The sequence below is a fragment of the Ruegeria sp. SCP10 genome, from assembly GCF_040329495.1.
Lineage (GTDB): Bacteria > Pseudomonadota > Alphaproteobacteria > Rhodobacterales > Rhodobacteraceae > Ruegeria.
The window spans coordinates 1-26,720 of record NZ_JBDZYF010000012.1; the positions used below are offsets into that span (position 1 = coordinate 1).

The 26,720-nt window shown below is 55.2% G+C and carries 33 protein-coding genes, 1 tRNA gene and 1 pseudogene; 20 read left to right on the forward strand and 15 right to left on the reverse strand.

Going from position 1 to position 26,720, the window contains the following annotated elements; translation table 11 throughout:
• From ABLN87_RS18640 to ABLN87_RS18685, 10 genes and pseudogenes are all read left to right on the forward strand, one after another.
• On the forward strand, positions 1 to 1,002 hold a 1,002-nt coding region (locus ABLN87_RS18640), incomplete at its 5' end, for a hypothetical protein (RefSeq protein ID WP_353013199.1).
• A gap of 332 nt (positions 1,003 to 1,334) precedes the next feature.
• Positions 1,335 to 1,694, forward strand: coding sequence for a hypothetical protein (locus tag ABLN87_RS18645; RefSeq protein WP_353013200.1), 360 nt, complete (start codon positions 1,335 to 1,337; stop codon positions 1,692 to 1,694).
• Entirely contained in the window at positions 1,691 to 2,035 is a 345-nt protein-coding gene (locus tag ABLN87_RS18650; protein WP_353013202.1) for a hypothetical protein, read from the forward strand. Before ABLN87_RS18645 ends, ABLN87_RS18650 begins: the two co-directional genes overlap by 4 nt.
• Positions 2,036 to 2,064: 29 nt before the next feature.
• Positions 2,065 to 2,430 (forward strand): Imm8 family immunity protein, encoded by a 366-nt coding sequence (locus tag ABLN87_RS18655; protein WP_353013204.1) that lies wholly within the window; start codon positions 2,065 to 2,067, stop codon positions 2,428 to 2,430.
• Between the two features lie 174 nt (positions 2,431 to 2,604).
• Positions 2,605 to 2,943 carry a hypothetical protein gene (locus ABLN87_RS18660; protein WP_353013206.1) on the forward strand — a complete coding sequence of 113 codons (339 nt, stop codon included), beginning with the start codon at positions 2,605 to 2,607 and terminating at the stop codon, positions 2,941 to 2,943.
• 204 nt (positions 2,944 to 3,147) lie between these two features.
• On the forward strand, positions 3,148 to 3,543 hold the full coding sequence (locus ABLN87_RS18665; RefSeq protein WP_353013208.1) for a hypothetical protein: 396 nt from the start codon (positions 3,148 to 3,150) through the stop codon (positions 3,541 to 3,543).
• A 227-nt stretch (positions 3,544 to 3,770) separates the two neighbouring features.
• Positions 3,771 to 4,241, forward strand: a complete 471-nt coding sequence (locus ABLN87_RS18670) for a hypothetical protein (RefSeq protein WP_353013210.1) — start codon at positions 3,771 to 3,773, stop codon at positions 4,239 to 4,241.
• Positions 4,238 to 4,462, forward strand: a pseudogene (locus ABLN87_RS18675) (IS66 family transposase); the annotation flags it as partial. The gene ABLN87_RS18670 and the pseudogene ABLN87_RS18675, both read left to right, overlap by 4 nt.
• Before the next feature lie 56 nt (positions 4,463 to 4,518).
• A complete protein-coding gene (locus ABLN87_RS18680; protein ID WP_353013212.1) occupies positions 4,519 to 4,830 on the forward strand; it encodes a hypothetical protein in 312 nt (103 codons plus the stop codon).
• Between the two features lie 92 nt (positions 4,831 to 4,922).
• On the forward strand, positions 4,923 to 5,690 hold the full coding sequence (locus ABLN87_RS18685; protein ID WP_353013214.1) for a hypothetical protein: 768 nt from the start codon (positions 4,923 to 4,925) through the stop codon (positions 5,688 to 5,690).
• A gap of 246 nt (positions 5,691 to 5,936) precedes the next feature.
• Here ABLN87_RS18685 and rplT read toward each other — a convergent pair whose 3' ends face one another.
• The 5 genes from rplT to pyk form a co-directional block, all read right to left on the reverse strand.
• Positions 5,937 to 6,302 carry a 50S ribosomal protein L20 gene (gene rplT / locus ABLN87_RS18690; RefSeq protein WP_152457001.1) on the reverse strand — a complete coding sequence of 122 codons (366 nt, stop codon included), beginning with the start codon at positions 6,300 to 6,302 and terminating at the stop codon, positions 5,937 to 5,939.
• Positions 6,303 to 6,316: 14 nt separating this feature from the next.
• On the reverse strand, positions 6,317 to 6,517 hold the full coding sequence (gene rpmI, locus ABLN87_RS18695) for a 50S ribosomal protein L35 (protein WP_010443552.1): 201 nt from the start codon (positions 6,515 to 6,517) through the stop codon (positions 6,317 to 6,319).
• 184 nt (positions 6,518 to 6,701) lie between these two features.
• Complete coding sequence (locus tag ABLN87_RS18700; protein ID WP_353013216.1) at positions 6,702 to 8,252, reverse strand: alanine/glycine:cation symporter family protein; 1,551 nt, start codon at positions 8,250 to 8,252, stop codon at positions 6,702 to 6,704.
• Between the two features lie 12 nt (positions 8,253 to 8,264).
• On the reverse strand, positions 8,265 to 8,702 hold the full coding sequence (locus tag ABLN87_RS18705; RefSeq protein ID WP_170531537.1) for a universal stress protein: 438 nt from the start codon (positions 8,700 to 8,702) through the stop codon (positions 8,265 to 8,267).
• 239 nt (positions 8,703 to 8,941) lie between these two features.
• A complete protein-coding gene (gene pyk / locus ABLN87_RS18710; protein WP_353013219.1) occupies positions 8,942 to 10,387 on the reverse strand; it encodes a pyruvate kinase in 1,446 nt (481 codons plus the stop codon).
• 127 nt (positions 10,388 to 10,514) lie between these two features.
• Between pyk and ABLN87_RS18715 the strand changes: the two genes are divergently transcribed.
• The 3 genes from ABLN87_RS18715 to ABLN87_RS18725 all read left to right on the forward strand — a co-directional run bounded on the left by ABLN87_RS18715 (position 10,515) and on the right by ABLN87_RS18725 (position 11,941).
• Entirely contained in the window at positions 10,515 to 11,252 is a 738-nt protein-coding gene (locus ABLN87_RS18715; protein ID WP_353013221.1) for an N-formylglutamate amidohydrolase, read from the forward strand.
• 58 nt (positions 11,253 to 11,310) lie between these two features.
• A complete protein-coding gene (locus ABLN87_RS18720; protein WP_353013223.1) occupies positions 11,311 to 11,550 on the forward strand; it encodes a DUF6868 family protein in 240 nt (79 codons plus the stop codon).
• Positions 11,551 to 11,626: 76 nt separating this feature from the next.
• Entirely contained in the window at positions 11,627 to 11,941 is a 315-nt protein-coding gene (locus ABLN87_RS18725; protein ID WP_353013224.1) for a DUF1244 domain-containing protein, read from the forward strand.
• A 42-nt stretch (positions 11,942 to 11,983) separates the two neighbouring features.
• Here the strand turns inward: ABLN87_RS18725 and ABLN87_RS18730 are convergent, their stop codons facing one another.
• The 3 genes from ABLN87_RS18730 to dgcN form a co-directional block, all read right to left on the reverse strand.
• The gene (locus ABLN87_RS18730; RefSeq protein ID WP_353013226.1) at positions 11,984 to 12,844 is read right to left on the reverse strand and encodes a D-amino-acid transaminase; all 861 of its coding nucleotides are present in this window, start codon (positions 12,842 to 12,844) and stop codon (positions 11,984 to 11,986) included.
• An 11-nt stretch (positions 12,845 to 12,855) separates the two neighbouring features.
• The gene (dgcA, locus tag ABLN87_RS18735; protein ID WP_353013228.1) at positions 12,856 to 13,821 is read right to left on the reverse strand and encodes an N-acetyl-D-Glu racemase DgcA; all 966 of its coding nucleotides are present in this window, start codon (positions 13,819 to 13,821) and stop codon (positions 12,856 to 12,858) included.
• A 70-nt stretch (positions 13,822 to 13,891) separates the two neighbouring features.
• Positions 13,892 to 14,893: an N-acetyltransferase DgcN gene (gene dgcN / locus ABLN87_RS18740; protein WP_353013230.1), complete on the reverse strand. Its 1,002-nt coding sequence runs from the start codon at positions 14,891 to 14,893 to the stop codon at positions 13,892 to 13,894.
• A gap of 295 nt (positions 14,894 to 15,188) precedes the next feature.
• Here dgcN and ABLN87_RS18745 point away from each other — a divergent pair, with 295 nt between their 5' ends.
• Positions 15,189 to 16,151, forward strand: a complete 963-nt coding sequence (locus ABLN87_RS18745) for an L-malyl-CoA/beta-methylmalyl-CoA lyase (RefSeq protein ID WP_353013232.1) — start codon at positions 15,189 to 15,191, stop codon at positions 16,149 to 16,151.
• Between the two features lie 53 nt (positions 16,152 to 16,204).
• On the opposite strand, the gene ABLN87_RS18750 is transcribed toward ABLN87_RS18745, so the two are convergent.
• Positions 16,205 to 16,783, reverse strand: coding sequence for a PA14 domain-containing protein (locus tag ABLN87_RS18750; protein WP_353013234.1), 579 nt, complete (start codon positions 16,781 to 16,783; stop codon positions 16,205 to 16,207).
• A 115-nt stretch (positions 16,784 to 16,898) separates the two neighbouring features.
• A complete protein-coding gene (locus tag ABLN87_RS18755) occupies positions 16,899 to 17,351 on the reverse strand; it encodes an Lrp/AsnC family transcriptional regulator (RefSeq protein WP_353013236.1) in 453 nt (150 codons plus the stop codon).
• Positions 17,352 to 17,424: 73 nt separating this feature from the next.
• Here ABLN87_RS18755 and ABLN87_RS18760 point away from each other — a divergent pair, with 73 nt between their 5' ends.
• Positions 17,425 to 18,021: a LysE family translocator gene (locus tag ABLN87_RS18760; protein WP_353013238.1), complete on the forward strand. Its 597-nt coding sequence runs from the start codon at positions 17,425 to 17,427 to the stop codon at positions 18,019 to 18,021.
• Here the strand turns inward: ABLN87_RS18760 and ABLN87_RS18765 are convergent, their stop codons facing one another.
• The gene (locus ABLN87_RS18765; RefSeq protein ID WP_353013239.1) at positions 18,022 to 18,855 is read right to left on the reverse strand and encodes an AraC family transcriptional regulator; all 834 of its coding nucleotides are present in this window, start codon (positions 18,853 to 18,855) and stop codon (positions 18,022 to 18,024) included.
• A 124-nt stretch (positions 18,856 to 18,979) separates the two neighbouring features.
• Between ABLN87_RS18765 and ABLN87_RS18770 the strand changes: the two genes are divergently transcribed.
• Positions 18,980 to 19,942: an acetyl-CoA carboxylase carboxyltransferase subunit alpha gene (locus tag ABLN87_RS18770; protein WP_353013241.1), complete on the forward strand. Its 963-nt coding sequence runs from the start codon at positions 18,980 to 18,982 to the stop codon at positions 19,940 to 19,942.
• A gap of 4 nt (positions 19,943 to 19,946) precedes the next feature.
• Here ABLN87_RS18770 and ABLN87_RS18775 read toward each other — a convergent pair whose 3' ends face one another.
• From ABLN87_RS18775 to ABLN87_RS18785, 3 genes are all read right to left on the reverse strand, one after another.
• Positions 19,947 to 21,077, reverse strand: a complete 1,131-nt coding sequence (locus tag ABLN87_RS18775; RefSeq protein WP_353013243.1) for a lytic murein transglycosylase — start codon at positions 21,075 to 21,077, stop codon at positions 19,947 to 19,949.
• Between the two features lie 112 nt (positions 21,078 to 21,189).
• Positions 21,190 to 21,837: a GntR family transcriptional regulator gene (locus ABLN87_RS18780; RefSeq protein ID WP_353013244.1), complete on the reverse strand. Its 648-nt coding sequence runs from the start codon at positions 21,835 to 21,837 to the stop codon at positions 21,190 to 21,192.
• 30 nt (positions 21,838 to 21,867) lie between these two features.
• Positions 21,868 to 22,563: a M48 family metallopeptidase gene (locus tag ABLN87_RS18785; protein ID WP_353013246.1), complete on the reverse strand. Its 696-nt coding sequence runs from the start codon at positions 22,561 to 22,563 to the stop codon at positions 21,868 to 21,870.
• Between the two features lie 100 nt (positions 22,564 to 22,663).
• Between ABLN87_RS18785 and ABLN87_RS18790 the strand changes: the two genes are divergently transcribed.
• The 3 genes from ABLN87_RS18790 (at position 22,664) to ABLN87_RS18800 (ending at position 23,503) form a co-directional block, all read left to right on the forward strand.
• Positions 22,664 to 22,990, forward strand: coding sequence for a TIGR02300 family protein (locus ABLN87_RS18790; RefSeq protein ID WP_170531503.1), 327 nt, complete (start codon positions 22,664 to 22,666; stop codon positions 22,988 to 22,990).
• A gap of 141 nt (positions 22,991 to 23,131) precedes the next feature.
• A tRNA-Ala gene (locus ABLN87_RS18795) sits at positions 23,132 to 23,207 on the forward strand.
• 182 nt (positions 23,208 to 23,389) lie between these two features.
• Entirely contained in the window at positions 23,390 to 23,503 is a 114-nt protein-coding gene (locus ABLN87_RS18800; protein WP_353013248.1) for a hypothetical protein, read from the forward strand.
• Here the strand turns inward: ABLN87_RS18800 and ABLN87_RS18805 are convergent.
• A complete protein-coding gene (locus ABLN87_RS18805; RefSeq protein ID WP_353013250.1) occupies positions 23,474 to 25,102 on the reverse strand; it encodes an acyl-CoA synthetase in 1,629 nt (542 codons plus the stop codon). The two genes, ABLN87_RS18800 and ABLN87_RS18805, sit on opposite strands and share 30 nt — an antisense overlap.
• A gap of 222 nt (positions 25,103 to 25,324) precedes the next feature.
• Here ABLN87_RS18805 and ABLN87_RS18810 point away from each other — a divergent pair, with 222 nt between their 5' ends.
• Positions 25,325 to 26,716 carry an aspartate aminotransferase family protein gene (locus tag ABLN87_RS18810; protein ID WP_353013251.1) on the forward strand — a complete coding sequence of 464 codons (1,392 nt, stop codon included), beginning with the start codon at positions 25,325 to 25,327 and terminating at the stop codon, positions 26,714 to 26,716.
• The last annotated feature ends 4 nt before the right edge of the window (positions 26,717 to 26,720 follow it).

Here is a 26,720-nt window from a genome sequence, read left to right on the forward strand (position 1 = left end):
CAACCTGCCGTAACTTCGAGACAATCTCTTCGGGCTTCGGTCGCTTGTTTGCCATTCGTGGTCCTCCGTTTCCTAAACATAGCGGTGGAACAGCTCAGTTGGGGAGGCTCAGTAGCCGCGATTGCGGGCGTTCTGGCATCTGGTGGTGAAGCTGACAATGTCTACGCCACGGCTTCAGCGGCGTTGTTGGATTATGACAACAACTGTGGTCCGTGTGTGTTTATCATCCCGGCCCTGGTCGGAGGGTTGACTGCAACTGATTACTACTTGACAGGCAAGGACGCCTATGACCTGGCGCAAACAGGACTTGCCTGTGACGCAGGCAGTCAGGCTGCATGTGATCGTGTCGCAGAAATGGCCCAAACCTATGCCGTCGAAACCGGCATTTCCATGACGGCGGGGCAGATCATTCCGGGCGACAAAATCGGCATGCGCCTTATCCGATGGATGCGGAGAAATGGAGACACCGACGTCGCAGATGCAGCCTATAAGGCGCTGGACGACAGTGTTGGGGCAGCGCGTCCCGACCTGCCGGACGGACACCAGTGGGTAAAGGGCCCGGATGGTGAAACAGGTATCATGCGGCCAGACGGTACGGTTGCAAATGACGCCGGAGATGTTGAAAATATTGTTCTGGGAGGTAAAAATCGGGGGAATCTTGACATCACAGCGGCCAATCCATCTGCCAGTGAACGCGCAGCTGCGGAGCATATGGCAAGCTTGGGCCGAAATGTTGAGTTGCGTGATCCGGTTGGAACAAGAGCTGGAGGTGGAACTTCAGATCTTCTGGTAGATGGTGTTCCATATGATGTGTATACGCCAACTTCAGCTAATCCAAATCGAATCATTTCAGCAATTGCAAAGAAAAATGACCAAGCTACTGGCATTGTTGTTGATCTTTCAAATTCAACTGTGACGGCGGATCAACTTGGCAATGTACTTGGTCGCGTGAACGGTGCCGGAGCAACTAATATCACTGATATCGTCATTATTGGGAACTGAACGAATGCCTTCATTTTCATGCACATGTGGACAACGGCTTGATATAGGTGCCATACCGAACCCAAACGAATGGCTTACCATATCAGATATCGAATATGATGGCTGCTCAGAAAAAATAGACGCGGAAGACCTATATAGAAAATTTACGCATTTTCTAAAGTGCTCGAATTGTAGCCGGCTTTGGTTCTTTTGGGATGGTTTTGATGGTCCTCCTACATGTTATGACCCGCGTGAAGAAAATTAAGCGCTATTAGAACTTTCTCATATCTAGGATGATCACGAAGTTCGGGGCGCCATGACGGAATAAGTATAGTTTTTTTGACCTTGAAGAGATGATGAAACTGATAGGGAGTTCAATTGAGGAACAGTATAGAAAAGAGCTGGAGGAAGGAGCTCGACATCTTCTGGAAGATGGCGGTGACCCTAGACTGATAGATTTACTCCGCCAAAAAATCGGAACTGTCAAAAGCGCCTATTATTTGAGCGGGTATAAGCTTTCAGGCTATCAAACTTGTAGTCTGCTGGTGAATGGGTCCATAGTTTGTTACGTAGAGATTTCTGACGAAACTGTGGAGTCCTATGATAAATATAGCATTTTCGAGTATCAAAAAGGCTTGAACAAACAGGGGCAGATAAAATTACAAGTCGCGCTGGAGCTAGGAGCCATGAAGCGTACTTTTCCCGGCAAATGAACTTTGATTTGAAAGGCTTCAGTACTGCATTGCAAATAAGAGAAAATGGACGAACCTCGTCAGTGGATGTGCACGGTATCTATTGGGCTGAGTACCGTGGAAATGTTGAGCGATATCATCTCATTGTACCTGAACTAGGGTATCCAGGGTTGTTATCGGTGCCAGCTTCGGATTGTGAAGTTGTTGACGCCTCGTTGGACGGGTTGGTTTTAGCAAAAGACACACGCGGCAAAGACGCTTTTATGCATCCGATGTTGCTGGATCGAGAGTTTCTTGACCAACTAATCGAGCATGACGAAGGCGCGATGGAGAAGTTTATCGCTGAGCTAAACAAGAAATGACGAAAGCTATTAGCGATTGAGGTTAATAAATGGAAGCTGAACTGAAGTCATTGACCTCTTCCGACATAGATGAACGGGTGTATTGGCCAGATGACGAAGAGCTATTTGGATTTACCCTGGACGCAACTATCGGTCCAAAAGGAGAGGATTCCGGTAACATCTTTCAGTTCTTTGTTTGTACTCCAAAATGGATCACCACAAAAATGATCAACCCCGACTTCGGTGATTTCGGTTTATTTGGAAGAGAACTGATAATAGTGAAAGAATATGATTTTTTTTCTTTAAAAGCAATGATATCGGAACTTTGTAGCGGTACTAGTGGCAAAGACTGGGCGGAGGTCGCCAATAAACTCTCCAGATATGCTGCTTGGGAATATGCTGACTTCCAATCATGATCCTGTATCGGAAACAAGCAATGTCGAAACCATTGGCTATCAGGGCTCTGGAACCGGCCGACCTAGCTATGAGTATTCATTTAATGGTCAAACCCGTCGTATGGCGATTACCGTCGGTGGCAACGGCTTCATCGTCGGAGCGAACCCTACGTCGTTGCCTTAGAGGATCGTACATTGAAAGACACGCGCCCAAGGCTCAAACTAATGGCAGATTATGATTGTTGGCCCCTTTGGAACCTATCGGATGTAACAAATGTGGATCCCAACACTCTTCCATTGTCCGAGGATACAAGGGAGGCGCTGTGTAAATGGGCGCAGGTATATGATAGAACGCTAAATCAATCTGATCCGATCCAATCCGGGTTTGAAACATCAGAAAAAGCTATAGCTTTCAATCAAGAAGGTTGGAGGCTGTGGAATTGTGTTAGGCGAGAATTAGAAAGTTTCAAAATTGTCTATTTTGACAATGAGTTGGGTAAGGTTTTTGAAGACGACGATTCTAGGCTTGGTTGATCTTTCATTGCTTCCTTCATCGCCCGGACGAGATTGGCTTGAAATCGATATTAGCTAGATAGGCGGAATCCAAAACTCAGACAGGTTTGTCTGTTCGTCAAATGAATCGCTGTATAAAATAACCGACCACTATAAGTGAACTGAGTAACTAATTGAGCATGACAAAGGCGCGATAGAGAAGTTTATCGCTGAGTTAAACAAGCAATGCCGAAATCCATTTGCGATGAACTTAAGGGATTACCGGTATCCAAGCTTATGGCGGTCTACTTTGCGACTCATGAAGGAGAAGTAAGCGCACCAACCAGTGTTGTGTATTGTGGCAAAGACGGAGGACTGCATGAGTTATCGGCCAATGGGTGTGGACGGATTCGGCGCGAAGGCAACCCCATTGCCCGATTGTTCTTCGATAACAAAATCGGGTACACTTTTCTTGCTCCGCTGCTGAGGCATCTTGGAGGTGCGTTGGATGGCGGAGAAATTGTTCAAACGGTACTTCATAGAGAAAGCTCAGATAAAACCGTCGTCGCGCTGCATTTAGACAACGATAGGATTTTGGAAATGCGTTTTGAAGACGACGAAATCTATTTCGGCATTAGCTAGGATCAAAACTGTGCAAGGCTTGCACCCAGTGTTTAAACTAATAACAGGCACACTATCCCCGAGGAATACTGGAAGCAGGACCTTAAACGAGCCAAGTAAGAAATCTCCTGAATGTCTTCGAACAGAGAGCTAAAGAACGCGTCTCAGCTTGATGGCGGTCCCAACGAGTGTCGACGTATCTGATCCAAATTCGACTATATTCTTGCCGGAATGATGGGGACTTGGTGATGCGGTCAATAGATAGTCTAAATTTTTGGTCGGTAAAACGTGGGAAAGACTACCCGGCTTACGAACCATTGTTCGATGACTTGCAAGATCATGTAGGTGTTTTGTCTAATGATGAAGCTTCCAAAATATCAAATTACATGGATTTTTTCACTGATTCCGGTGGTTGGTTAAGTTATCCAGTAGACCCTTTGAATGAGAGCCGTACCATTGAACAGGATGGGGGCGAAGACGACAAGTACCGCTGGTCGGGTCTTCTACATTACCTTGTAAGAGAATATCAAGTTGATCCACCTTTGGAATTTCGGGCCCATGTGCGTGAAAGATTGGCATCTGGTCAGGATTTGCAGGCTTTGGCTAGTGACCTGAATGCACCCAAACAACGGAGAAATCCCAAAATGCTGCGTGAGCGCGAGTGGCGAAAACGAAAAGCCGATGGCGGTGTAAGAGCGGCATGGTTGTTGTACCCCTAGCTGCCGCCATCCGCTATGCACTCAGCAGCATGCCCAAAGCCCGCGCTTATCTCAGCGACGGATGGCTGGAATTCGGCAACAACATTTGTGAGCGCAGCATCCGCCCCATCGCGCTTGGCCGCAAGAATTACTTGTTCATGGGCGCCCTTGGGGGCGGCAAGGCTGCTGCTATCGCCTATACTCTGATCGAAACGGCCAAAATGAACGGTGTTGATCCGCAGCTCGGAAGCATTGTTGATCTACAGCCAAACGTAACAGTTATACTAGGTTATCGTTGATGGAACGACGCGAACTAACTTTTGCAGAAATTAAGTCACTTGCAACTGAAGCGGGTGAACGAGATTGGCGTGGATTTTTGGCCCATGAACAAGAAGTGCTGGCACCCAATTGTATGGGCTATGATCGAGCCTGGATGTTTTTTCGAAACAGCAATATTGAGATACCTCAGAAAGCCAGCATGAAGTTGTGCGCTATCGTTGTAAGTAAGTATGGCGAAGTTAGAACCACAGCGGATTTCGCGCCTAATTACACGAAGCGCATGGAATACTTGAGAACTATGTCGGACCATTTTTTGGAGCGAGATCTTTAGGGGCATGACCCATAGCCAGTAAATGAAGAGTGGTGCGAGTGCGACGGCGTTGGGTCAATATGGTGCAGAATTTGGCGTACAGGTAAGACTCGATGAATTCTAGTCGATTTGATCGGGCGCTGTGGATTATTGGGCGCTGGAAGCAGTTGTATGCTTCAGCAATATGGTCTCAGTTTCACCACACAGGTATCCCAGATGAAATATCGGTCTCATTTAGATCGGCTGACATCAATCGGACGTCTATAAGAGCATCCAAAATCGAGGAGATTCTTGACGGTGCTCATGTTCCATCATTTGAGGTGTTGGGAGACGGGTTCAGCTTCAGTTATGGACAAAACGCTGGTCAAAATTACGATCACGTGTTCATCAAGTCTAACTTGGCTGTTTTAACCCCTGAGTTTTGCGACGAATTAATCTCAGCAACACTAGCGGACGATCTAAATTTCACGCAGGCGCATTTAGTTGATGAAAACTATCAGTACTATCAGAGTATTTGTGATCCGCTCGATTTCAAGGCGCTCGGCCTGTCGATGGAGGGCTTGCCAATGAAGTCCAACGGCCTGCCATTCCCACTTGAACAACAGATAGTAGATACCAGCCAAAATCCTGGCCGCTACCGGCTCTGCCAAAATTATGTAGAAGTTGCTGCAGGATACATGTGGTTTGGAGACAGTTTTTGGAAGCTCATAGGGCGTTCTTCACAATGCGTTCGTGAACGAATGCCTGCAGAGGTATCTCTAGTACACGCTGAGTGCTGGAAGCTGCGCTCTCAGGTGGGCGTTTTTACCGATAGTTGTACAGCTAAATTGCAAGAAGGCGTACGTTCAGCTCTGTTTGATGACGTTCCGCTAAATGGTTGACGCACGTCAGATGACCAACAAGAGAAGTGAGTAGCGTCGTCCAATACCAAATTTCTGAGAAGATTATCGTGTTTCAGAGACACTTGGGCAGCGAAAGTCACGGCTGTAGTTCCTAATCGTTCAACTTGTCGCAGTCCTGTGAAAGTATGCGCCTAAAACCTGTGTCCTGCGACCTTTCCCTTACAACATAAAGAAAAGACCGCCCCAAACGGGACGGTCTTTCTTTCACTGTCTCTTTGCAGAGGATCAAGCTGTCAGAGCGGCCTGAGCTTTGGCGACGATCGCGCCGAACGCTTCCGGTTCGTGCACGGCCAGGTCGGCCAGAACTTTGCGGTCCACTTCGATACCAGCCAGGTTCAGGCCATTGATGAAGCGGGAATATGTCAGGGCCTCGTCATGCGAACGCACAGCAGCGTTGATACGCTGGATCCACAGCGCGCGGAAGTTGCGCTTGCGGTTCTTACGGTCGCGGGTTGCATACTGGTTGGCCTTGTCGACGGCCTGACGGGCAACCTTGAAGGTGCTCTTGCGGCGGCCATAGTAACCTTTGGCGGCCTTGATAACCTTCTTGTGACGGGCGTGAGTTACGGTTCCACCTTTAACGCGGGACATCTTCTAATCTCCTCTTAGCGGTCGTAGGGCATGTAGCCCTTGACGATCTTTGCGTCGGGGGCGGACAGGGTGGTGTTGCCACGGGCGTCGCGGATGAACTTTTTGGTCCGCTTGATCATGCCGTGCCGTTTGCCGGCCTGGCCAGCAAGGACCTTACCGGTCGCAGTCACCTTAAAGCGCTTCTTGGCGCTCGACTTGGTCTTCATCTTAGGCATTTCCGTCTCCTTCATTCGGGTTCGGTTTCAAACGCGACTCGGCATGCCATCTCGGCCGGTCACGCAACAGATGCGCCGTTTACGCAAGTTCTGTCATGCTGGCAAGGGGGTTTTGACCAGAATCCGCGGATTCAGCAAAGGGTCAGAGGCACCGGGGCGACGTAGGCCGCCCCGGTGAGATTGCTTAGTGTTCGAACTTGCGGATTTCCCCGCTTTGCAGCCGTGCAGCGTAGGAAGCCAGCTCCTGCCGCACCACTTTCATCAGGAAGTACAGCGCAAAGACGTTCACAACCGCCATCGCAAAGATCGCCGCGTCTGAGAAGTCGATGACCGGACCAAGGTTGGCCGCAGCGCCGATGACAACGAAGATGCAGAAGATGATCTTGAACACCAGTTCCTTGGTCTGACCTTCGCCGAACAGGTAAGTCCAGGCCTTGAGGCCGTAGTAGGACCAACTGATCATGGTCGAAAACGCAAACAGCACCACCGCAATCGCCAGAACAAACGGGAACCAGCTGAACGCGCTGCCGAAGGCTGCCGAGGTCAGGCTGACGCCGGAATTGCCATCAACGGTTGCAATCGCATTCCCTGCTTCGTTCAACATGTAATTGCCGGTTGCCGGATCAACGATCAGCTGCTGGGTGATGATGATCACCAGCGCAGTCATGGTACAGATCACAACCGTGTCGATGAACGGCTCAAGCAGCGAGACGAAGCCCTCGGTGATCGGTTCTTTGGTCCGCACGGCCGAGTGCGCAATCGCCGCGGAACCCACGCCCGCTTCGTTCGAGAACGCTGCACGACGGAAGCCCTGGATCAGCGCTCCAACCATACCGCCAGCAACGCCAAGTCCGGTGAAAGCTCCGGCGAAGATCTGACCGAATGCCCAGCCGATTTGGTCAGCATGCATCAGGATGATGACAAGCGCGGCCAGCACATACATGACCCCCATAAAGGGAACGACCTTCTCAGTGACGCGTGCGATGGATTTCAGACCACCCACGATCACCGCAAACACGATTCCCGCGAAGACAAGACCGGTGATCCAACCGGGATAGTCCCCGACGATACCTGCGATCTGTTGATGCGCTTGATTGGCCTGGAACATGTTGCCCCCGCCCAGCGCGCCAAGAATACAGAAAATCGAGAACAGAACGGCCAGAATCTTACCACCCGGCAGGCCCAGCTCGGCAAACCCTTTGGACATGTAGTACATCGGGCCACCCGAAACGGTGCCGTCTTCGTATTCGTTTCGGTACTTTACGCCCAGCGTACATTCGGTGAATTTCGACGCCATGCCCAAAAGGCCTGCGACGATCATCCAGAAGGTCGCGCCCGGTCCACCGATCCCAATGGCAACGGCCACACCGGCGATGTTGCCCAGACCGACCGTCCCCGATAGGGCTGTGGCAAGCGCCTGGAAATGGCTGACCTCACCCGCATCGTTCGGGTCCGAGTAGTCGCCTTTGACCAGGCTGATCGAATGGCCGAAGAACCGAAATTGAACAAAGGCGAAATACAGCGTGAACACCGTTGCGGCGACAACAAGCCAACCTACGATCCAAGGGAAACCGGTTCCCGGAAACGGTGCAAAGATAAAGCTGACGAACGGTCCAGTCAGGTCAGCAAAGGCCTGATTGATCCGATCATCTAATCCTGGTGCCTCTTGCGCCAAAGCGGCGCTTGCCGTGAACAAGGATGCGACAAGCAGAGTAAGTAGTTTCAAAGCTTTCATTGTTCTGCCCCCTCAATTCACAACTGTGACCGGCACGTCGGCATGCATCACCAGATTCTGCGTCGAGCTGCCAAAGATGCGCTTTTTGATACCGTCGGCCGAGGATCGGCCAACCACAATCTGCGACCCGTTGTTTTCAACCGTGATCGCATTCAGGGTTTCTGCCACGTCCCCGTGACGCACCACGCCTTGAGCTGTGAAGCCAGCTGCCTTCAGACCGTCCACCGCAGGGGTGACGATGCGCGTTGTCGCCAGTTCAAGCTCCTCCTCGCGCCGTTTGTGACGTTGGGCATTTTCTTCTGGGGTCTGGAATGTGTAAGGCGACCATTCGATGACATAGGCCACCAGAAGCTCGCAGCTACCCATCCCTTTAGCCAATTCCTTGGCGAAGGTGAGCGCGCGTTCTCCGGTCTCTGTCCCATCCAGTCCGATGACAATTTTGTTTGTCATTTCGTTCCTCCATTTATGGTTGTTATCCGGGGCCCGTGCCCCCGGCGGGCGACCGGAACCTGGAACATGCTGAGTGATCGCCCTAGGGCCTTTATCGGGAATTTCCACCGGAAAATGAAATACAATCTGCAAGTTTCGCCCTAAACGGACAAAATTCGCTTAGAAATCAGGAGATTCTTGGCAAAACGGCCCACCCTGCAAGGCAGAGCGGGCCGTTTTGAAGCAACTGAAGTGCCCCGTTACTCTGGATCAGTGCTGTAGATCAGGCGTTCGTCGCAGGGTGCCACGCGCAAGATATTGGTGGTGCCTGGCACGTTGAAAGGCACGCCAGCGGTGACCACGATCTGATCGGTCTCTGAGGCAAATCCCCCGGCGCGGGCCGCGCGGGCTGCATTGACCACTGCGCTTTTGAAACGCTCTAGCTCGGGCGTCATGACGCAATTACAACCCCAGCTCAGGCACAACCGGCGCGCAGTTCCCATCAGCGAGGTCATGGCAATGATCGGCACACCGGGTCGTTCCCGCGCTGTCAGTGACGCGGTGGTGCCGCTTTGCGTAAAGCAACAGATTGCTTTGATCTCGGTTTTCTCTGCAATTTCGCGGGCAGCAGCCACGATCCCATCGGCTACAGTGGTGCCCTTTGCAGTACGAGATGCTGCAATGATCTGTGTATAGGTTGGATCAGCCTCAACCTCGATAGCGACCTTGTTCATGGTCTGCACCGCTTCGATCGGGTATGATCCCGCCGCAGATTCCGCGCTGAGCATGATGGCATCCGTGCCCTCGTAAATCGCGGTGGCCACGTCGGACACTTCGGCGCGTGTCGGCATCGGGCTTTCAATCATGCTTTCCAGCATCTGGGTTGCCACGATCACAGGTTTGGCTGCACCACGGCATTTGCGCACCAGGCGCTTCTGGATCGGTGGCACCGCAGAGACGGGCAATTCTACACCCAGATCACCGCGAGCGACCATGATGCCGTCCGAGGCATCCAGAATGTCATCAAAGGCTTCAACCGCAGCAGGTTTTTCGATCTTCGACAGTATCGCGGCGCGGCCATCGGCCAGCGCGCGCGCCTCGAACACGTCTTTGGCCCGTTGTACAAAGCTTAGCGCCAGCCAGTCGACGCCCAACTGGCAGACGAACTCAAGATCATCCCGATCCTTGGCCGACAAAGCCGCCACGGGCAGCACGACGTCCGGAACGTTCACGCCCTTGCGGTTCGAAATCGTACCGCCGATTTCAACGGTGCAATTCGCGAAATCCTGACCGCATTCATCGACGATCAATCGGATCTTACCGTCGTTTACCAGAAGGTGTGCACCAGGCTCCAACGCCGCAAAGATCTCGGGATGCGGCAGGCAAACGCGGGCACCATCCCCTGTAGCAGGGTCAAGATCCAGACGGAAGGATGCCCCTTCAACCAGTTCCTCGGCGTCATTGGCAAACACGCCAACCCGCAGCTTGGGGCCCTGAAGGTCCGCAAGAATAGCAATCGGGCTGTCCAGGTCCTTTTCCACCTGCCGTATGATCCGGTGCCGTTCACGGATCTCGTCATGACTGCCATGGCTCATGTTCAGGCGAAACACGTCTGCACCGGCCTCATGCAAAGCGCGGATGGTGTCATAGTCATTGGACGCCGGTCCCAGCGTCGCCACGATTTTTACATTTCTAAGGCGTCGCATTGCTTGTGCTCTCCTTGTTCCTCGGCAGTCACAAAATGTTATCGCAAACAGTTGCCGGGATGCTTATTGCGCAATTCCCTTTTTGACGCAACTGCCCTACACCTGCGGCAAACTTGATGACAGGCTTATGACGTACTCTCCTTACTTTGTGCACGGCGAGGATCGCTCCTCCCGCTGGCTGATCACCTGCGACCACGCAACCAACACCGTCCCGCCAGAGATCAATGGCGGAGATCTGGGCCTTCCACGCGAGGATATGGAGCGTCACATTGCCTATGATGTTGGCGCCTATGAAGTGTCAAAACATTTGGGGGAGCATCTGAACGCGCCAGTCGTCGCGGCAAATTTCTCGCGCCTCGTGATCGACCCCAACCGGGGCGAGGATGATCCGACGCTTTTGATGAAGCTCTACGACGGTTCGATCATCCCCGGCAATCGTGATGCCGACACGACCGAGCGGGAGCGGCGTTTAGACATGTGCTATCGCCAGTATCACGATGCGCTTGAAAAGCTAGCCAATAAACCGGATGCGATCATTATCTCGATGCATTCGTTCACCCGACAACTCAGGGGCCGCGAGCCGCGCCCCTGGCATGTCGGCGTTTTGCACACATCGGATGAGAGGTTTTCGCGCCCACTGATCGATAGGCTCGGGGTAGAAGATGATCTCTGCGTTGGTGTAAACGAACCTTACACAGGCGTCCTCCCCGGCGATGCAATTGACAAACATGGGACAGCCCACAATCGGCCAAACGCCCTGATCGAGCTGCGCAATGATCTGATCGCAGACCACACCGGACAACGGGCCTGGGCCGATCGCTTAGCGGTGATCCTGCAGGACGCCTTGGTGGCCAGCGACCTTTGATCCACGTCATTGTGAAACCTCCATTTAGCCCCCATATTCAGGGCAGATGGAGGTGACCATGACACAGGAGTTTCTGACAACTGTCTTTGGCTGGATGGCGCTGCTCAACATCGCGGTTTTGCTGTTCTCAACCCTTATGATTGTTCTGATGCAGGGCTGGATAGCCGGTATTCATGGCCGTATATTCCAGATGGAACGCCCAGACGTGCGACGTGCCTATTTTCGGTTTCTGGCCAACTACAAGATACTGACCTTGATCTTCTGCATCATCCCGTGGCTGGCCCTGAAGCTGGCATGACACAGAGCTTGTTGAAACAAAGACGCCAGAACGCTAGGTCAGAAAGAGATCGCATCCTGTATTCCGGAGCCAGACAATGGACAAGCAAACCGAAATCGAACTTCAGGCCGCGGCTTTCCGTCGGTTGCAAAAGCACCTGATGGAAGACCGCACCGACGTTCAGAATATCGACATGATGAACCTGGCCGGATTCTGTCGCAACTGCCTGTCACGCTGGTATCAGGAAGCTGCGAATGAAAAAGGCATCGAGATGGGCAAGGACGAGGCTCGTCAAGTTTTCTACGGCATGACCATGGATGAGTGGAAGGCCAATTATCAGACCGAGGCCAGCGCGGAAAAACAGGCCGCATTCAATACCGCCTTCGAAGAGAATGTGGGCAAAAAAGACTGAGGCTCATAGAGTAAGACCCGCCGGATTGGCGGGTCTTTTTGACTATATTGCGGCCTTGCGGCTTTCATCCAGATAAATCTCGCGCAAGCGCTTGGCGATCCGCCCCGGCGTGCCGTCGCCCAGAGTGACACCATCGATCTCAACCACTGGCATGACGAAGGCGCTGGCCGAGGTGGTAAAGGCCTCATCCGCCTCTTTGGCTTCATCAATGGTGAACAGGCGTTCTTCAACTTCCATCTGCGCCTCAGCCGCCAATCGCAGAACTGCCTTGCGGGTGATGCCGTGCAGGATGTCATTGGACAAGGGGCGCGTGACGATCTTGCCGTTCTTCACGAAATAGGCGTTGTTGCTGGTGCCCTCGGTCACATAGCCGTCTTCGATCATCCAGGCGTCATCACACCCAGCGGCCTTGGCCATCATCTTGCCCATCGAGGGGTACAGCAACTGCGTGGTCTTGATATCGCGGCGACCCCAGCGGATGTCGTCGATCGAGATGATCTTTGCACCTTTGCGCGAGGCAGGGCTGTCTGCCAGACCCGGCTTGTTTTGCGTGAACAGAACCAGCGTCGGTTTTGTATCCTCGGACGGGAACACAAAATCCCTGTCCCCATCGCTGCCGCGCGAGACTTGCAGGTAAACCAAACCTTCATCGATACCGTTCAGCTCCACCAGTTTACGATGAATCTCCAGCAGTTCGTCCTTGCTGCAGGGCTCGGCCATCTGCAATTCGTCCAGAGATCGTTTCAGGCGCACCGCATGACCTTCGAAGTCGATCAGCTTGCCGTCCAGAACGCTGGTCACCTCGTAAACCGCATCAGCCATCAGAAACCCACGATCGAATATCGATACCTTGGCCTCGGTCTCAGGCAAGTAGTCGCCATTCACGTAAACAGTGCGGGTCATATGTTATCTCCTCAGCCCCAGAGGCCCACTTTCGGCGGATGCACCCCGGCGTCATCAAAAGTAAGCGGTGTGTCGCGGTCTTCGGCCAACAGAAGCGGGCCGTCAAGGTCTGTGACCATTGCACCCTGCGCCAACAGTGTCGCAGGGGCCATCGCCAGAGAGCTACCGACCATACAACCCACCATGATTTTGTAGCCTTCGGCCAAAGCCGCCTCGCGCAGCGCTAGTGCCTCAGTCAAACCCCCGGCTTTGTCGAGCTTGATATTGACCACATCATACTTGCCCTTCAGTCCGGGCAGGCTGGCCCGATCATGGCAGGATTCGTCTGCACAAACGGGCACAGGTCTGTCCATCCCGATCAGCGCGTCATCTTCACCTGCGGGCAAAGGCTGCTCAACAAGCGCCACACCCAACCGCACCAGATGCGGTGCAAGGTCGGCGTAGACCTCGGCGGACCAACCTTCGTTGGCATCAATGATGATGGTCGACTTCGGCGCGCCAGCCCGTACGGCCTCTAGCCGGGGCATATCATCGGGCGTGCCCAGCTTGATCTTCAGCAAAGGACGATGCGCATTCTCAGCCGCCTGAACCTGCATCGCTTCGGGCGTTGCCAGCGACAGCGTATAGGCTGTGATCTCAGGACCCGGAACCGGCAGACCAGCCAATTCCCAAGCCCGCTTGCCTGCACGTTTGCACTCCACATCCCAAAGCGCACAATCAACAGCGTTCCGCGCGGCCCCGGCTGGAAGCAAATCCATCAACGTCTCACGCGTGAACTCGGACGGCAGGCCCGCGATCTCAGCTTCAACCGAGTCCAGCGTCTCATCGTAGCGCGCGTAGGGCACACATTCGCCCCAGCCCTGATGAGTTCCGTCCGAAATTCGAACCGTCAGCACCTTCGCCTCGGTCCGCGACCCGCGTGAGATGGTGAACACCTGCGCCAGTCGGAACACATCACGAGAGACCTCTACCTGCACGCGCAAGCTCCTTCATCGTTTTGAAAAATGCCCGCCAGAGACGTGAGTGGCCACTGACGGGATGTTCTGATCACAAAGCGGCCAGCGCGTCCACCAGCTTGCCCGCACCAAAGCGATAGGGGTCAGCGGCCGGAAGCCCCAACTCAGCCTCAACCTTTTCGATATACGCTTTTGCGTCATCCTCGCTCAGATGTTGCGTGTTGATCGACACACCTGCCACCTGACAATCGGGATTTGCCACCTGCGCCAAGGGCAACGCTGTGTCGCGCAGCTGCTGCAATGTCGGCAGAGAATACTCGGGCAGACCACGCATATGGGTTCGGGTTGGTTCATGGCACAAGATCAATGCGTCCGGCTGCCCGCCATGGATCAGCGCCATGGTGACACCGGAATAGGAGACATGGAACAAAGATCCTTGCCCCTCGATATGGTCCCAGTGATCAGGGTCGTTCTCAGGCGTCAGGTATTCCACCGATCCCGCCATGAAATCTGCAACGACCGCGTCCAGAGGCACGCCTTGACCGGTGATCAAAATCCCGGTTTGGCCAGTGGCCCGGAATGTGGATTTCATGCCGCGTTCGCGCATCTCGGCATCCATCGACATCGCCGTGTACATCTTGCCCGCAGAACAATCGGTTCCTACAGCAAGGCAGCGCTTGCCGGTACGCTTTTTCCCGTTAGCAATCGGATAACCCACAGTCGGAACCCGAACGTCGTGCAAGGTGCAACCATGGGTCTGAGCGGCTGCGATCAGATCGCCCTCATCCCGCAGCAGGTTGTGAAGGCCCGACGCCAGATCATAGCCCATTTCCAGCGCTGCGATCAGAACCTCTTTCCAGGTTTCGCTGATAATGCCACCGCGGTTTGCAACCCCGATTACAAGCGTCTTGGCACCAGCAGCTTTTCCTTCGGCCAGCGTCATTTCTGTCAACCCAAGGTCAGCTTTACACCCCTCCAGCCGGATTTGGCCTACCGCGTTTTCCGGCCGCCAATCACGGATACCAATCGCAACCTTTGCGGCCAATAGGTCGGGCGCATCGCCCAAAAACAATAGATACGGTGTCTCGATCATTGCGGTGCACTCCTTTGATTCCGGCCTAAGCTAGAGAAGCCCGCGAACGAGCGTTTCGCGTATTCACCAACCCGGCCACGTAATCGCGCGTTTTTTTTGCGCAGGATGCATTTCACATGCAATAATCTTCGAATTTTTTAAAGTGATTAAACTTTAATCACCTGTTTCGGATGCCACAATCGCAGTTTCTGCACATGCAATGCCGCAGGCGCAAAATCACGGTTGCGCCAGCCCGCGTAATTTAATACCTCAATTCACAGAAAAATCGTAATTTCCTTACTCGCACGAGGTCCCGATGAGTTTTCGCATCCAACCCGCCGCACCGGCCCGGCCAAATCGCTGCCAATTGTTTGGCCCCGGCTCGAACACCAAACTGTTTCCCAAAATGGCCGCGTCTGCTGCGGATGTGATCAATCTGGACCTCGAAGATTCCGTTGCGCCTTCTGACAAAGACGTCGCGCGGGCCAATGTGATCGAGGCGCTGAACACCATCGATTGGGGCGGCAAATACATGTCTGTTCGGATCAACGGATTGGATACGCCCTATTGGTACCGAGACGTGGTGGATGTGCTGGAACAGGCGGGGGACCGTCTGGATCAGATCATGATCCCCAAGGTCGGCTGCGCCTCCGATGTTTATGCAGTCGACGCACTGGTTACAGCCATCGAGCGCGCCAAGGGCCGGACCAAACCGATCTCATTCGAAGTCATCATCGAATCCGCCGCTGGCATAGCCCATGTCGAAGAGATCGCAGCGTCATCTCCACGCATGCAGGCCATGAGCCTGGGGGCCGCAGATTTTGCAGCCTCGATGGGAATGCAGACCACCGGGATCGGCGGCACGCAAGAGAACTACTATATGCTGCGCGAAGGCGAGAAGCACTGGTCTGACCCTTGGCACTGGGCGCAAGCCGCTATCGTCGCTGCCTGCCGTACACATGGCGTTCTGCCAGTCGACGGGCCATTCGGCGATTTCAGCGATGACGACGGTTACATCGCTCAGGCCAAGCGTTCCGCCACGCTGGGGATGGTCGGCAAATGGGCGATCCACCCCAAGCAGATCGCGCTGGCCAATGAGGTGTTCACGCCCTCAGACGAAGCCGTTTCGGAAGCGCGTGAGATTCTGGCCGCGATGGAGCAGGCCAAAGCCAATGGAGAAGGAGCCACCGTTTACAAAGGCCGCCTTGTCGACATCGCATCGATCAAACAGGCCGAAGTCATCGTCGCACAGGCTGAACTGATCGCCGCAAACGGCTGACTAAACATAAAAAAAGGCGCCCATTGCGGCGCCTTTTTCATCGGATTCTCGGGCTACCGTCCAAATACATCATCTGGCGTCCAAGTGAACCTTTCACCCTGTTTGCCCCATTTCATCATCAGGCAGGATGACCCGTATTTCTGGAAGTACTTTATCTTCAACGGGTACCAACCCGCTTGCGGAACTTCAACCTCGGTCCGTTGATTGGCTTCGCATGGCTGGCGGTCGTTCACATACCCAATCTGCTGCCCACCGATCCACGCATCAAGCCCATCGTTCGACCATGTTTCCAGTTCATAGACGCCAGCTGAATCAAAACGGATGTATCCGGTAATGTCGGCAGCAACGTTGTAGGCCTTATCAAACGTCAGAACCGGGTCGCCATCTTCGGTATCGCGATAGTCCAAACCCTTTAGTGGCGGTCCCGCTTTTGCCTTTTTCAAAAGGTGGTCCACTTTGGACAGGTTCTGAACTTTCCGTGGGGGGTTCCCCTCCCACGCGTATTTCACATCCAGCCCCGCCTTGGGGCTGGGCTGCGGATCAGCGGGTTGCAATTTCAAAGGGGCTGCGACAGCAACTCCGGCGAGAAGCGCGATGGCTGACGCCACTACCCCTGTTGGAATGTAGTTCATATTTGTCTCCCTGTGCGCGCCTTGCTTCGGGCTGGACCCATCGGCGTCGTCATTGAAACAACACTATGACGAGATTTTTTACCTCGCAAGGGAGTGATAGATCACAATATCAAGCTCAGGCGCGCTGATCCTTGGGGGATCCCATCACCACATAAGAGGTGATCGACGTCACGTGCGGCAGCGTGCCCAGAACTTCGGTATGGAAGGTTTTGTAGGATGGCAGGTCCGCGCATTCTACGCGCAGCAGATACTCGATCGTTCCGGTGATGTTGTGACACTCGACAACCTCGGGCGCACGCTGCAGCGCACGCTCGAACCCTTCCTGGGCCGCTTTGGTATGTTCACCCAAACCGACGCCGATATAGGCGACAAAACCTTTGCCCAGAGCAACCGGGTTCAAGACAGCGCGATAGCCCGAGATCACCCCGGCCTTCTCAAGCTCCTGCACCCGTCGTAAACAGGCCGAAGGGGACAGACCAACGCGATCCGCCAGTTCCAGATTGCTGATGCGCCCATCCGCAGTCAGTTCACGCAATATATCACGGTTTATTTGATCAATTTTCGCCATTCATTGTGAAACTAGGGCAATAACGCACAAGAACGCAATTTCATTTGTACAAGTTGCCGCAATTATTCGTCCCATGACCTACGATATCCTGCTCGCCCTGATTGCCTTTGCTTTCGTTTCCTCAATCACACCGGGGCCGAACAACCTAATGCTGATGGCTTCGGGTGCGAATTTCGGATTTCGCCGGACAATCCCGCATATGCTTGGGATTGGTCTGGGCTTTACCTTTATGGTCCTGCTGGTGGGCGCTGGCCTTGTGCAACTGTTCAATCAGTATCCCATCAGTTACACGGTGCTGAAAATCGCCTCGGTCGTATATCTTCTGTACCTGGCCTGGAAGATCGCGCATGCAGCCCCAACTGAGAACAGCGCCGAGGTCGGTATGCCGATGACTTTTTTGCAGGCGGCCGCGTTCCAATGGGTCAACCCCAAGGCTTGGGCAATGGCCCTGACCGCCACAACCGCCTATGCGCCGGGCCAGACGCTGAATGTCATCCTCATCGTCGCGCTTGTTTTTGGGGCGGTCAACTTGCCCTCGGTCAGCACGTGGACGGTACTGGGGCAACAAATGGCGCGGTTCCTGACGAATCCGCGCCGGTTGGTGGTGTTCAACTGGACCATGGCCGCGCTGTTGATCGCGTCGCTCTATCCAGTTCTCTGGCCCAACTGATCATTTCAAGGGCAGGCAGATTTCCGTCAGCAGATCCTCGGGCGCAGTCTCGCGTGGATCGTTGAGGTAGACCTCATAACATGGTTGATCCGCCGGTTCCTCACCAGAGGTCGGAAGCCAGTTTCCGAACAGGCTGTCATAGGCCGCATGAATGCCGGAATACGGGCCTTTGAACGTCAGTACCGCCGTTTTTCCACCCGGTATGTTCATACCTTCCATGCCCTCGGGCGTCTCATCACCCCTGTATTCAGCTCCGGCATAGCTGCGCAGCTGATCCGCGGGCACCGCTTCAGGGTTATCCAGGTAAATTCCGATCACCGGGCCCATCTGGGGCCACAATTGTCGGGATTCACACAGGGCGCCGAAGGCTTCGAAACTTCTACCGATCTCGGAGTAAGCACCTTTGTGGGGCAGGGCAATAATACGGCGGGTGGGTTCTGTCCGCGTCGTCACAGGATACATGGGATATTCTCCAGTTTTGAAATGTGGATGCGACGGAAGAAACTGGCCCGTCTTTCGAAAGGCGGCAGGGCTGCTGCCATAGGCCTGAGAAAATGCCCGCGTAAAGGACTTGAGATTAGGATACCCAATCTCGGCTGCAATCTGCGGCACCGGCCTGTCGGATTGTAACAGCCAAGTCGCAGCGCGATGCAAACGCAACCGTCGCACCGCTTGCGCGCAGGTCTCGCCCGTCAGGGCCCGAAACACGCGGTGCCAGTGGAACCGCGACATCGCGGCGACATCGGCCAACGCATCCAGTGACAGGTCCCCGGCGGGGTTGTCATGAATATATTTCAGAACGCGCAGCACTCGGTCTTCGTAGCGGGTCACCATTGGTGTCTTCCCTTTCTTCCTCGCCCGACTGAATTTGCATATTCTTGAACCACAAATCTTGCTGAGTTGCATCCGGGGCAACCACGCGGCATATAGCTAGGAAATTTCACGCAGGTGAGGCGGCATGACCCAGTATCTGGATTTCGAAAAACCCTTGGCCGAGATCGAAGGCAAGGCGGAAGAGTTGCGCGCGCTGGCCCGCGCCAATGAAGAGATGGATGTGGCCGAAGAAGCCGCCGCACTGGACGCCAAGGCCGCCAAGCTGCTGGATGAGCTGTATGCGGATCTGACCCCCTGGAGGAAATGTCAGGTGGCGCGTCACCCAGAACGCCCCCATTGCAAAGACTATGTCGATGCCTTGTTCACGGAATTCACACCGTTGGCGGGGGACCGGAACTTTGCCGACGATCTGGCCGTGATTGGCGGGTTGGCCCGGTTCAATGATCAGCCAGTGATGGTGATCGGCCACGAGAAGGGCTCGGATACCAAATCGCGGATTGAGCGGAATTTCGGCATGGCCCGCCCCGAGGGGTATCGCAAAGCCGTGCGTCTGATGGAAATGGCCGGTCGTTTTGGCCTGCCGGTTATCACCTTGATCGACACTGCGGGTGCTTATCCCGGCAAAGGGGCAGAAGAACGCGGCCAGTCCGAGGCAATTGCTCGGTCGACCGAGATGTGCCTGAAGATCGGCGTGCCGCTGGTCTCGGTCATCATTGGCGAAGGTGGGTCCGGCGGGGCCGTGGCCTTTGCCACTGCAAACCGCGTTGCGATGTTGGAACACTCGGTCTATTCGGTCATCTCGCCCGAAGGCTGCGCCTCGATCCTGTGGAAAGATGCCGAGAAGATGCGTGAGGCCGCCGAAGCGCTGCGTTTGACCGCGCAAGACCTCTACAAGTTGGGCGTCTGCGATCGCATCATCACCGAACCCAAGGGCGGTGCCCATCGCGGTCGCCCCGAGACGGTTGAGTCGGTGCGCGCGGCGATCACTGCCATGCTGAAAGAGCTGGATGGCAAAGACGCGGCGGCCCTGATTAAAGACCGCCGTCAGAAGTTCCTGGATATTGGCTCAAAGGGGTTGGCGGCCTAACCTGTCAGCCGCCCAAACGGCGCAGTAACTCAACCGAAGGCTTGCCGGTTACGGTCAAGCCATTCGCGCGCTGATAGCCGCTGATTGCGGCCTCGGTATTCTTGCCGATCACCCCATCTGCGCCTTGCGTGTCGTACCCGGCTGCTGTCAGGCGGCGTTGCAGGTCCTTCCTGTCCTCAAGAGTTAGACCCGTTGCATCCGGCCCGAACGAGGCTTGGAACGGCGCGCCCCCGGCGATCCGGTCGGACAAGTGCCCGACGCCAATCGCGTAGCTGTCCGAGTTGTTGTACCGCTTGATCACATTGAAATTGCGGAACACGGCGATCTTTGGCCCTGGCACCTGCGGCTGTAGGACCGCGACGGGCGTGCCCGAGACGGTGCCGACTTCTCCGCCCCAGGGTTGACCACGCACCCAACCCGCTCGCGACAGATAGGCGGCAGTTGAGGCCAGCGAATCCGTCGGGTCCTCGGACCAGATGTCGCGGCGGCCGTCACCGGTGAAATCAACCGCATAGGCCAGATACGAGGTCGGGATGAACTGCGTGTGACCCATCGCCCCGGCCCAGCTGCCGGTCATGTTTGAGGGCGATGTGTCGCCCTCCTGAATGATACGCAGAGCTGCCACCAGCTGTTTTTCAAAGAACGCACCGCGCCGCCCGTCATAGGCCAGCGTTGACGTCGCCGAGATCACCGGCACATCCCCGCGCCGCGCGCCATAACGGCTTTCCAGTCCCCAAACGGCCACGACCACTTCTTTGTCGACGCCATACTGTGCTTCGATCTGAGAAAGTGTGCCGTTGTACCGCTGCAGCATCTGCTGGCCGGTGCTGATCCGTTCATCCGAGGCGGCGATGGCCAGATAATCCTCGAGTGAGCGTTTGAATTCGACCTGATTGCGATCACGCTCAATCACGCCGGGCAGATAACCTGCCCCCTGAAAGGCGCGGTTCAGGGTGGATTGCGAGATGCCCTGAGAAGACGCTCGGGTTTTGAAGCCAGCAACCCAGGCGTCATATCCTGCATTCGGGACAGATTGCATGCGCGACGCGGGCGCCCGCGCCGGAGCACCCCCGCTGCTGCACCCCGCCAAGACTGCCGCGCCAAGGCCGATAGAAAAGGTCCGTCGATTGATCATGTCTGACATCTGCTCTTGTTTGTGATTTGCCTCAGCCTAGCGCAGAGCGCGTGCGCAAACCAGAACCACAGACATGGTCAGGTGCGAATTCGAGAGGTCGGCGGTTCGTCGCTTAACTGACCAGCAATCGTAAGCCCTGTGTCACGTCCGAACGCACGGCAAGACGCAGGCCGGGCTCATCCCCGGCCTTGAGCGCGGCTATGATCAGCTTGTGATAGTGCGGCGGCTCGGTACGGCGCAGCCTGCCATAAAGCGCACGCATCGTAGGGCCAAGCTGCAGCCACACGGTTTCAGCCATGGCCAACATCGCGGGGGCTTGGGCCCTCAGGTAAAGCGTACGGTGAAATTCCAGATTGGACCGGATGTATCCCACCGCATCTCGCTTCGTTACCATTTCGGCGACGGTCATATTAATACTCTGCAAACGGTCGATCAGTGCGATATGCGCACGCGGCAGAGCACGGCTGGCCAGTTCGACCTCTAGCAACGCCCGCAGCGCTGCCAACTCTTCGATCCGGTCATTCGTTAGCTCCGGTGTCGACACGCGGCCAGACGAGGACAGGATCAAAGCACCCTCGGCAGCCAAACGCCGCACCGCTTCACGCGCTGGGGTCATTGAGACGTCGAACTCTTTGCCAATCCCCCGCAGGGTCAGTGCCTCACCCGGTGAAATCTCTCCGTGCAAGATTCGGGAGCGCAGGGCACGGTACACCCGATCATGCGTTGCGATTTGAGAATCTGAGGGACGTGTTGCTAACATGGCTTCATGTGATCACAAAAAACGGCAGCGTCAACTCGCGTCGGCATCAAAACGGTATCGATGTAGGGTTGCGCCATGCTCGCGCAGCCAGCGGCGTGGGGTGTCATAGGGCCCAAAAATGCGGTCGACCTGCGTCCAGAACGCCGGCGAATGGTTCATCTCAACCAGATGCGCCACCTCATGCGCTGCGACATAGTGCAGAACTTCAGGCGGCGAGAGGATTAGCCGCCACGAGAACATCAAACCCCCATCGGAACTGCAGGATCCCCAGCGCGAGCGTGTATCCCGCAGAGTGAGGCTATTGTAGGAGCGCCCCAGCATGGCGGCATAGTCATCACAAGCTTCGGTCAGCCGATCCCGCGCTAGCTCTTTCAGAAAGCGGGCCAAACGGCGCCCTTCTGACCCGGCTGGAACAGCAACTTCATTGTCGCTCAACAAAACCCGTCGGCCGGTTGCGTTTACGATTCGACGTTCGCGCCCCTCAACCGGGATGACGCTGCCAACGCGCACTTGTTCGGGATCGGGTTGACCTTCCAAATGCTGTCGGATCCAGTCCTCTTTGCTGCGCGCGAAACTCAGAGCCTCAGCCTCGGGCACGCCATGCGGATAGGTCAGCGTAACCCGCCCATCCAACTGGGAAATCCGCAGGCTGATCCGCCGCGCCCGCGTTGATCTGCGCAGCGTCAGCGGCACCGGCGGCGTTCCCGGCAAAGCGTGTTCTCCCATATCCCGTCCTCTTCCGCGCAAAGGCTTTGACAGTGCCCGCCGCCTGTGGCAGGTGAACTGAATCTTTTAGACGACTCACCTGATATCAAGGGGATTTGACATGCCCAAGGAAGAATGGGGCGTAAAGCGCGTTTGCCCGACCACCGGTAAGCGGTTTTATGACCTGAACAAAGACCCGATCGTCAGCCCCTACACGGGCGAGGTTGTGGAGCTTGAAACCGGCAAAAGCCGGATGATCGCCGCTGATGCCGAAGATGCGGCAACGGCCAAAGCGCGCGAGAACGCCTCCGAAGACGATCTGGTTCTGGACGATGACGAAGACGTCGATGTGGATCTTGACGACGATCTGCTGGATGATGACGATGACAACAACGACGATGTATCGTTGGATGACATCAAGGATATGTCTTCCGAAGACGAAAACTGATCTGTGCCCCGAGGCGGCTTGAGGCGGCCTCGGGACATCTCTTGGATCCAGACGGAAAGTTTGGCGCGTTTCCAATTTTGGACTTGCACTCGCCGCCCCCGTCTCATAAACGTCCGTCCACTGCTGCGGCAGTACCTAGATGGGGCCTTAGCTCAGTTGGGAGAGCGCTTGCATGGCATGCAAGAGGTCAGGGGTTCGACTCCCCTAGGCTCCACCAAAACCTAGCAGTAAAACCAGATAGAAAGCGCTCGAGCGGTGCGGCACACAGGTGTGACGCAATATGAGGCCGCATCATGCGTATCTCGCTGCCCACCTGCGCTTGAGCCGCCAATTGGGGTTTGTTGCTGGCGCGTTTGATCGAGTGATGCTGTGGGCGATCTAGATCGTCATTGACTGAAAGTGTTGACCCAACCTGATACCGGGCGTCGCCTTGCTGATCACCGCGATCGCGCCTTGTGGATGGGTGAGGTTTTGTCGTTTGACCTACTTCAACGCCCGTGCCTGATCACGTAAGACAAATTTCTGGATCTTTCCGGTAGACGTCTTTGGTAAGGCTCCAAACACAACCGTTTTGGGGGCTTTGAAATGGGCCATGTTATCTCGACAGAACGCTATCAGTTCCGCTTCGGTCGTGCTGGCATCGGGCTTCAGCTCGACGAAGGCACAGGGTGTTTCACCCCACTTTTCGTCCGGGCGCGCAACGACCGCTGCCTCCATCACCGCAGGGTGCTTGTATAGAACACCTTCCACCTCGACGGATGAGATATTCTCTCCCCCCGAGATGATGATGTCCTTGGACCGGTCCTTCAGCGCGATGTAGCCGTCTGGATGCATCACTCCCAGGTCGCCTGACGCAAACCACCCGCCATTGAACGCCGCATCAGTGGCATCCGGGTTTTTCAGATACCCTTTCATCACCACATTACCTTGCATGAAGATCTCACCCATGGTTTCGCCATCTGCCGGAACAGGCTCCAGCGTCTCGGGATTGGCTACCATTAGCCCGGATAGCGCCGAATAGGGTACGCCCTGTCGCACCTTCAGCGCCGCACGATCCTCGGGACCTTGCGCATTCCATTCTTCTTTCCAAGCGCAGACAACTGAAGGACCGTATGTCTCGGTCAAGCCATAAACATGGGTCACCTCAACCCCCATCGCCTCCATTGCTTCGATGACCGCGGCGGGTGGCGGAGCACCTGCTGTCATCACCTTGATCTGATGATCGAACTTTTTCAGATGATCCGGCGCATGTGCCAGCATATTCAAAACAATCGGCGCCCCGCAAAAATGGGTAACCTTCTCATCCCGGAATGCGGCATAGATCGGTTCTGCCCGAACGGCGCGCAGACAGACTGACACCCCCGCATTCGCAGCCATCGCCCAGGGGAAACACCAACCGTTGCAATGGAACATCGGTAGGGTCCACAGATAGACAGAATGGCGCGGCATGTTCCAATCGAGCAGATCAGACTGCGCGTTCAACGCCGCACCGCGGTGGTGATAGACCACTCCTTTAGGGTTGCCCGTGGTCCCGGATGTGTAGTTCAGCGTAATCGCGTCCCATTCATCGTCAGGCAACTGCCAATCATAGTCCGGGTCACCTTCTGCCAACAGCGCCTCGTAGGTTAGATCCGCCAGTCTTTCGCCGCCGTCAAAGCTGCGGTCTTCGATATCGACAACCAGAATGTCGTGCTCGATCTGCGACAGCGCCTCTTTGACCACCGCTGAAAACTCTGGATCAACCAGCAGAACCTTTGCCTCGGCATGGGTCAGGATAAAGGCAATGATCGGCGCATCCAGCCGTGTGTTAATCGCGTTCAGAACAGCCCCTGCCATCGGCACCCCAAAATGTGCCTCATAAAGTTCGGGGATATTCGCGGCGATGATAGATACTGTGTCGCCTTTTCCAACACCCCGCGTCACCAAGGCCGAGGCCAACCTGCGGCAGCGGCTGTAGGTTTGTGCCCAGGTATACCGGCGATCTCCATATACGACGGACGGGTAATCCGGATAGACGGCCGCCGTCCTTTGAATGAAACTGAGCGGGGATAACGGCGTGTAGTTCGCGCGGGTCTTGTCCAGATGACGCTCGTATATATTGGTTGCTTGCATACGCCAATCCTCCCCATTCGCGTGTTGGCCGACTTGAGCACAAACATGCGCCGCTGACAAACCCGTAGAAATACGCCAAACATGAGTTCTGGCTTTATGCTAACATGCGATCTGGCCCTATATTCCATCGGTCATTCGCGGTGATCTGAGCCATCTTGAACACATGTTATTGTGGGACCTAACCCACATCCTACACACCGCACCTGATTGAAAGGACATGTCATGGACGGAACGTTCAGTGAAAACGATCTTTCCCGCGTGGTTGAGGCCGATCGCGCTCATATCTGGCATCACCTGATCCAGCATAAACCCTTTGAAACCAATGATCCCCGCATCATCGTCGAAGGCAAGGGCATGCGTGTCTGGGACCAGAAAGGCAAAGAGCATCTGGATGCGGTCTCCGGTGGCGTGTGGACCGTGAATGTCGGCTATGGCCGCGAATCGATCTGCAAGGCCGTCTATGACCAGCTGATGAAGCTATGCTATTTTGCCAATTCGGCGGGCTCGATTCCCGGTGCGCTGTTTGCGGAAAAACTGATTGAAAAGATGCCGGGCATGAGCCGGGTGTATTACACCAACTCAGGCTCCGAGGCGAACGAGAAAGCCTTTAAGATGATCCGTCAAATTGCGCATAAGCGCTATGGCGGCAAGAAAACCAAAATTCTGTATCGCGACCGCGACTATCACGGCTCGACTCTGGCCGCGATGTCGGCTGGCGGGCAGGATGAGCGTAACGCGCAATACGGGCCGTTCGCGCCCGATTTCATCCGCGTGCCGCACTGCATGGAGTACCGCAAGCACGAGTTGGACGGCGCGCCCGAAGAGAATTTCGGTGAATGGGCTGCGGATCAGATTGAAGAGGTAATCTTGCGCGAAGGCCCAGACACCGTCGGTGCGCTGTGTCTTGAGCCGGTCACCGCCGGGGGTGGCGTGATCGAAGCGCCCGAAGGCTACTGGCAGCGCGTGCAAGAGATCTGCAAGAAATATGACGTGCTGCTGCACATTGACGAGGTCGTCTGCGGCGTTGGTCGGACTGGCACTTGGTTTGGCTACCAGCAATACGGCGTGAAGCCTGATTTTGTGACCATGGCCAAGGGTGTTGCTTCGGGCTATGCAGCCATTGCTTGCCTCGTAACCACCGAAGAAGTCTTTGACATGTTCAAGGACGATGCGGCTGACCCCATGAACTATTTCCGTGATATCTCAACCTTCGGGGGCTGCACCGCGGGTCCGGCGGCTGCAATCGAGAACATGCGGATTATCGAGGATGAGAACCTATTGGGCAATTGTGCGGCCATGGGTGACCGGATGATAGGCAACCTTCAGGCGCTGATGGAGAAGCACAAGGTCATCGGCGACGTCCGTGGTAAAGGCCTGTTCCTGGGCGCCGAGTTGGTCGCAGACCGTGGTAGCAAAGAGCCGGTGGACGAAAAACTCGCACAGGCCGTGGTTGCCGATTGCATGGCGCAGGGCGTGATCATCGGCGTCACCAACCGCTCGGTCCCCGGTCGGAACAACACGCTGTGCTTCTCGCCCGCGCTGATTGCGACGGCAGATGATATCGACCAGATCACCGATGCGGTCGATGGCGCATTGGGGCGTGTGTTCGGCTGATATC

Bases quoted from the DNA above. Each gene is read 5' to 3' on its own strand.
- ABLN87_RS18645 (WP_353013200.1), top strand. From the start codon at position 1,335: ATGATGAAACTGATAGGGAGTTCAATTGAGGAACAGTATAGAAAAGAG.
- ABLN87_RS18650 (WP_353013202.1), top strand. From the start codon at position 1,691: ATGAACTTTGATTTGAAAGGCTTCAGTACTGCATTGCAAATAAGAGAA.
- ABLN87_RS18655 (WP_353013204.1), top strand. From the start codon at position 2,065: ATGGAAGCTGAACTGAAGTCATTGACCTCTTCCGACATAGATGAACGG.
- ABLN87_RS18665 (WP_353013208.1), top strand. From the start codon at position 3,148: ATGCCGAAATCCATTTGCGATGAACTTAAGGGATTACCGGTATCCAAG.
- ABLN87_RS18670 (WP_353013210.1), top strand. From the start codon at position 3,771: ATGCGGTCAATAGATAGTCTAAATTTTTGGTCGGTAAAACGTGGGAAA.
- ABLN87_RS18680 (WP_353013212.1), top strand. From the start codon at position 4,519: ATGGAACGACGCGAACTAACTTTTGCAGAAATTAAGTCACTTGCAACT.
- ABLN87_RS18685 (WP_353013214.1), top strand. From the start codon at position 4,923: ATGAATTCTAGTCGATTTGATCGGGCGCTGTGGATTATTGGGCGCTGG.
- rplT (WP_152457001.1), bottom strand. From the start codon at position 6,302: ATGTCCCGCGTTAAAGGTGGAACCGTAACTCACGCCCGTCACAAGAAG.
- rpmI (WP_010443552.1), bottom strand. From the start codon at position 6,517: ATGCCTAAGATGAAGACCAAGTCGAGCGCCAAGAAGCGCTTTAAGGTG.
- ABLN87_RS18700 (WP_353013216.1), bottom strand. From the start codon at position 8,252: ATGAAAGCTTTGAAACTACTTACTCTGCTTGTCGCATCCTTGTTCACG.
- ABLN87_RS18705 (WP_170531537.1), bottom strand. From the start codon at position 8,702: ATGACAAACAAAATTGTCATCGGACTGGATGGGACAGAGACCGGAGAA.
- pyk (WP_353013219.1), bottom strand. From the start codon at position 10,387: ATGCGACGCCTTAGAAATGTAAAAATCGTGGCGACGCTGGGACCGGCG.
- ABLN87_RS18715 (WP_353013221.1), top strand. From the start codon at position 10,515: ATGACGTACTCTCCTTACTTTGTGCACGGCGAGGATCGCTCCTCCCGC.
- ABLN87_RS18720 (WP_353013223.1), top strand. From the start codon at position 11,311: ATGACACAGGAGTTTCTGACAACTGTCTTTGGCTGGATGGCGCTGCTC.
- ABLN87_RS18725 (WP_353013224.1), top strand. From the start codon at position 11,627: ATGGACAAGCAAACCGAAATCGAACTTCAGGCCGCGGCTTTCCGTCGG.
- ABLN87_RS18730 (WP_353013226.1), bottom strand. From the start codon at position 12,844: ATGACCCGCACTGTTTACGTGAATGGCGACTACTTGCCTGAGACCGAG.
- dgcN (WP_353013230.1), bottom strand. From the start codon at position 14,893: ATGATCGAGACACCGTATCTATTGTTTTTGGGCGATGCGCCCGACCTA.
- ABLN87_RS18745 (WP_353013232.1), top strand. From the start codon at position 15,189: ATGAGTTTTCGCATCCAACCCGCCGCACCGGCCCGGCCAAATCGCTGC.
- ABLN87_RS18750 (WP_353013234.1), bottom strand. From the start codon at position 16,783: ATGAACTACATTCCAACAGGGGTAGTGGCGTCAGCCATCGCGCTTCTC.
- ABLN87_RS18755 (WP_353013236.1), bottom strand. From the start codon at position 17,351: ATGGCGAAAATTGATCAAATAAACCGTGATATATTGCGTGAACTGACT.
- ABLN87_RS18760 (WP_353013238.1), top strand. From the start codon at position 17,425: ATGACCTACGATATCCTGCTCGCCCTGATTGCCTTTGCTTTCGTTTCC.
- ABLN87_RS18765 (WP_353013239.1), bottom strand. From the start codon at position 18,855: ATGGTGACCCGCTACGAAGACCGAGTGCTGCGCGTTCTGAAATATATT.
- ABLN87_RS18770 (WP_353013241.1), top strand. From the start codon at position 18,980: ATGACCCAGTATCTGGATTTCGAAAAACCCTTGGCCGAGATCGAAGGC.
- ABLN87_RS18775 (WP_353013243.1), bottom strand. From the start codon at position 21,077: ATGATCAATCGACGGACCTTTTCTATCGGCCTTGGCGCGGCAGTCTTG.
- ABLN87_RS18780 (WP_353013244.1), bottom strand. From the start codon at position 21,837: ATGTTAGCAACACGTCCCTCAGATTCTCAAATCGCAACGCATGATCGG.
- ABLN87_RS18785 (WP_353013246.1), bottom strand. From the start codon at position 22,563: ATGGGAGAACACGCTTTGCCGGGAACGCCGCCGGTGCCGCTGACGCTG.
- ABLN87_RS18790 (WP_170531503.1), top strand. From the start codon at position 22,664: ATGCCCAAGGAAGAATGGGGCGTAAAGCGCGTTTGCCCGACCACCGGT.
- ABLN87_RS18805 (WP_353013250.1), bottom strand. From the start codon at position 25,102: ATGCAAGCAACCAATATATACGAGCGTCATCTGGACAAGACCCGCGCG.
- ABLN87_RS18810 (WP_353013251.1), top strand. From the start codon at position 25,325: ATGGACGGAACGTTCAGTGAAAACGATCTTTCCCGCGTGGTTGAGGCC.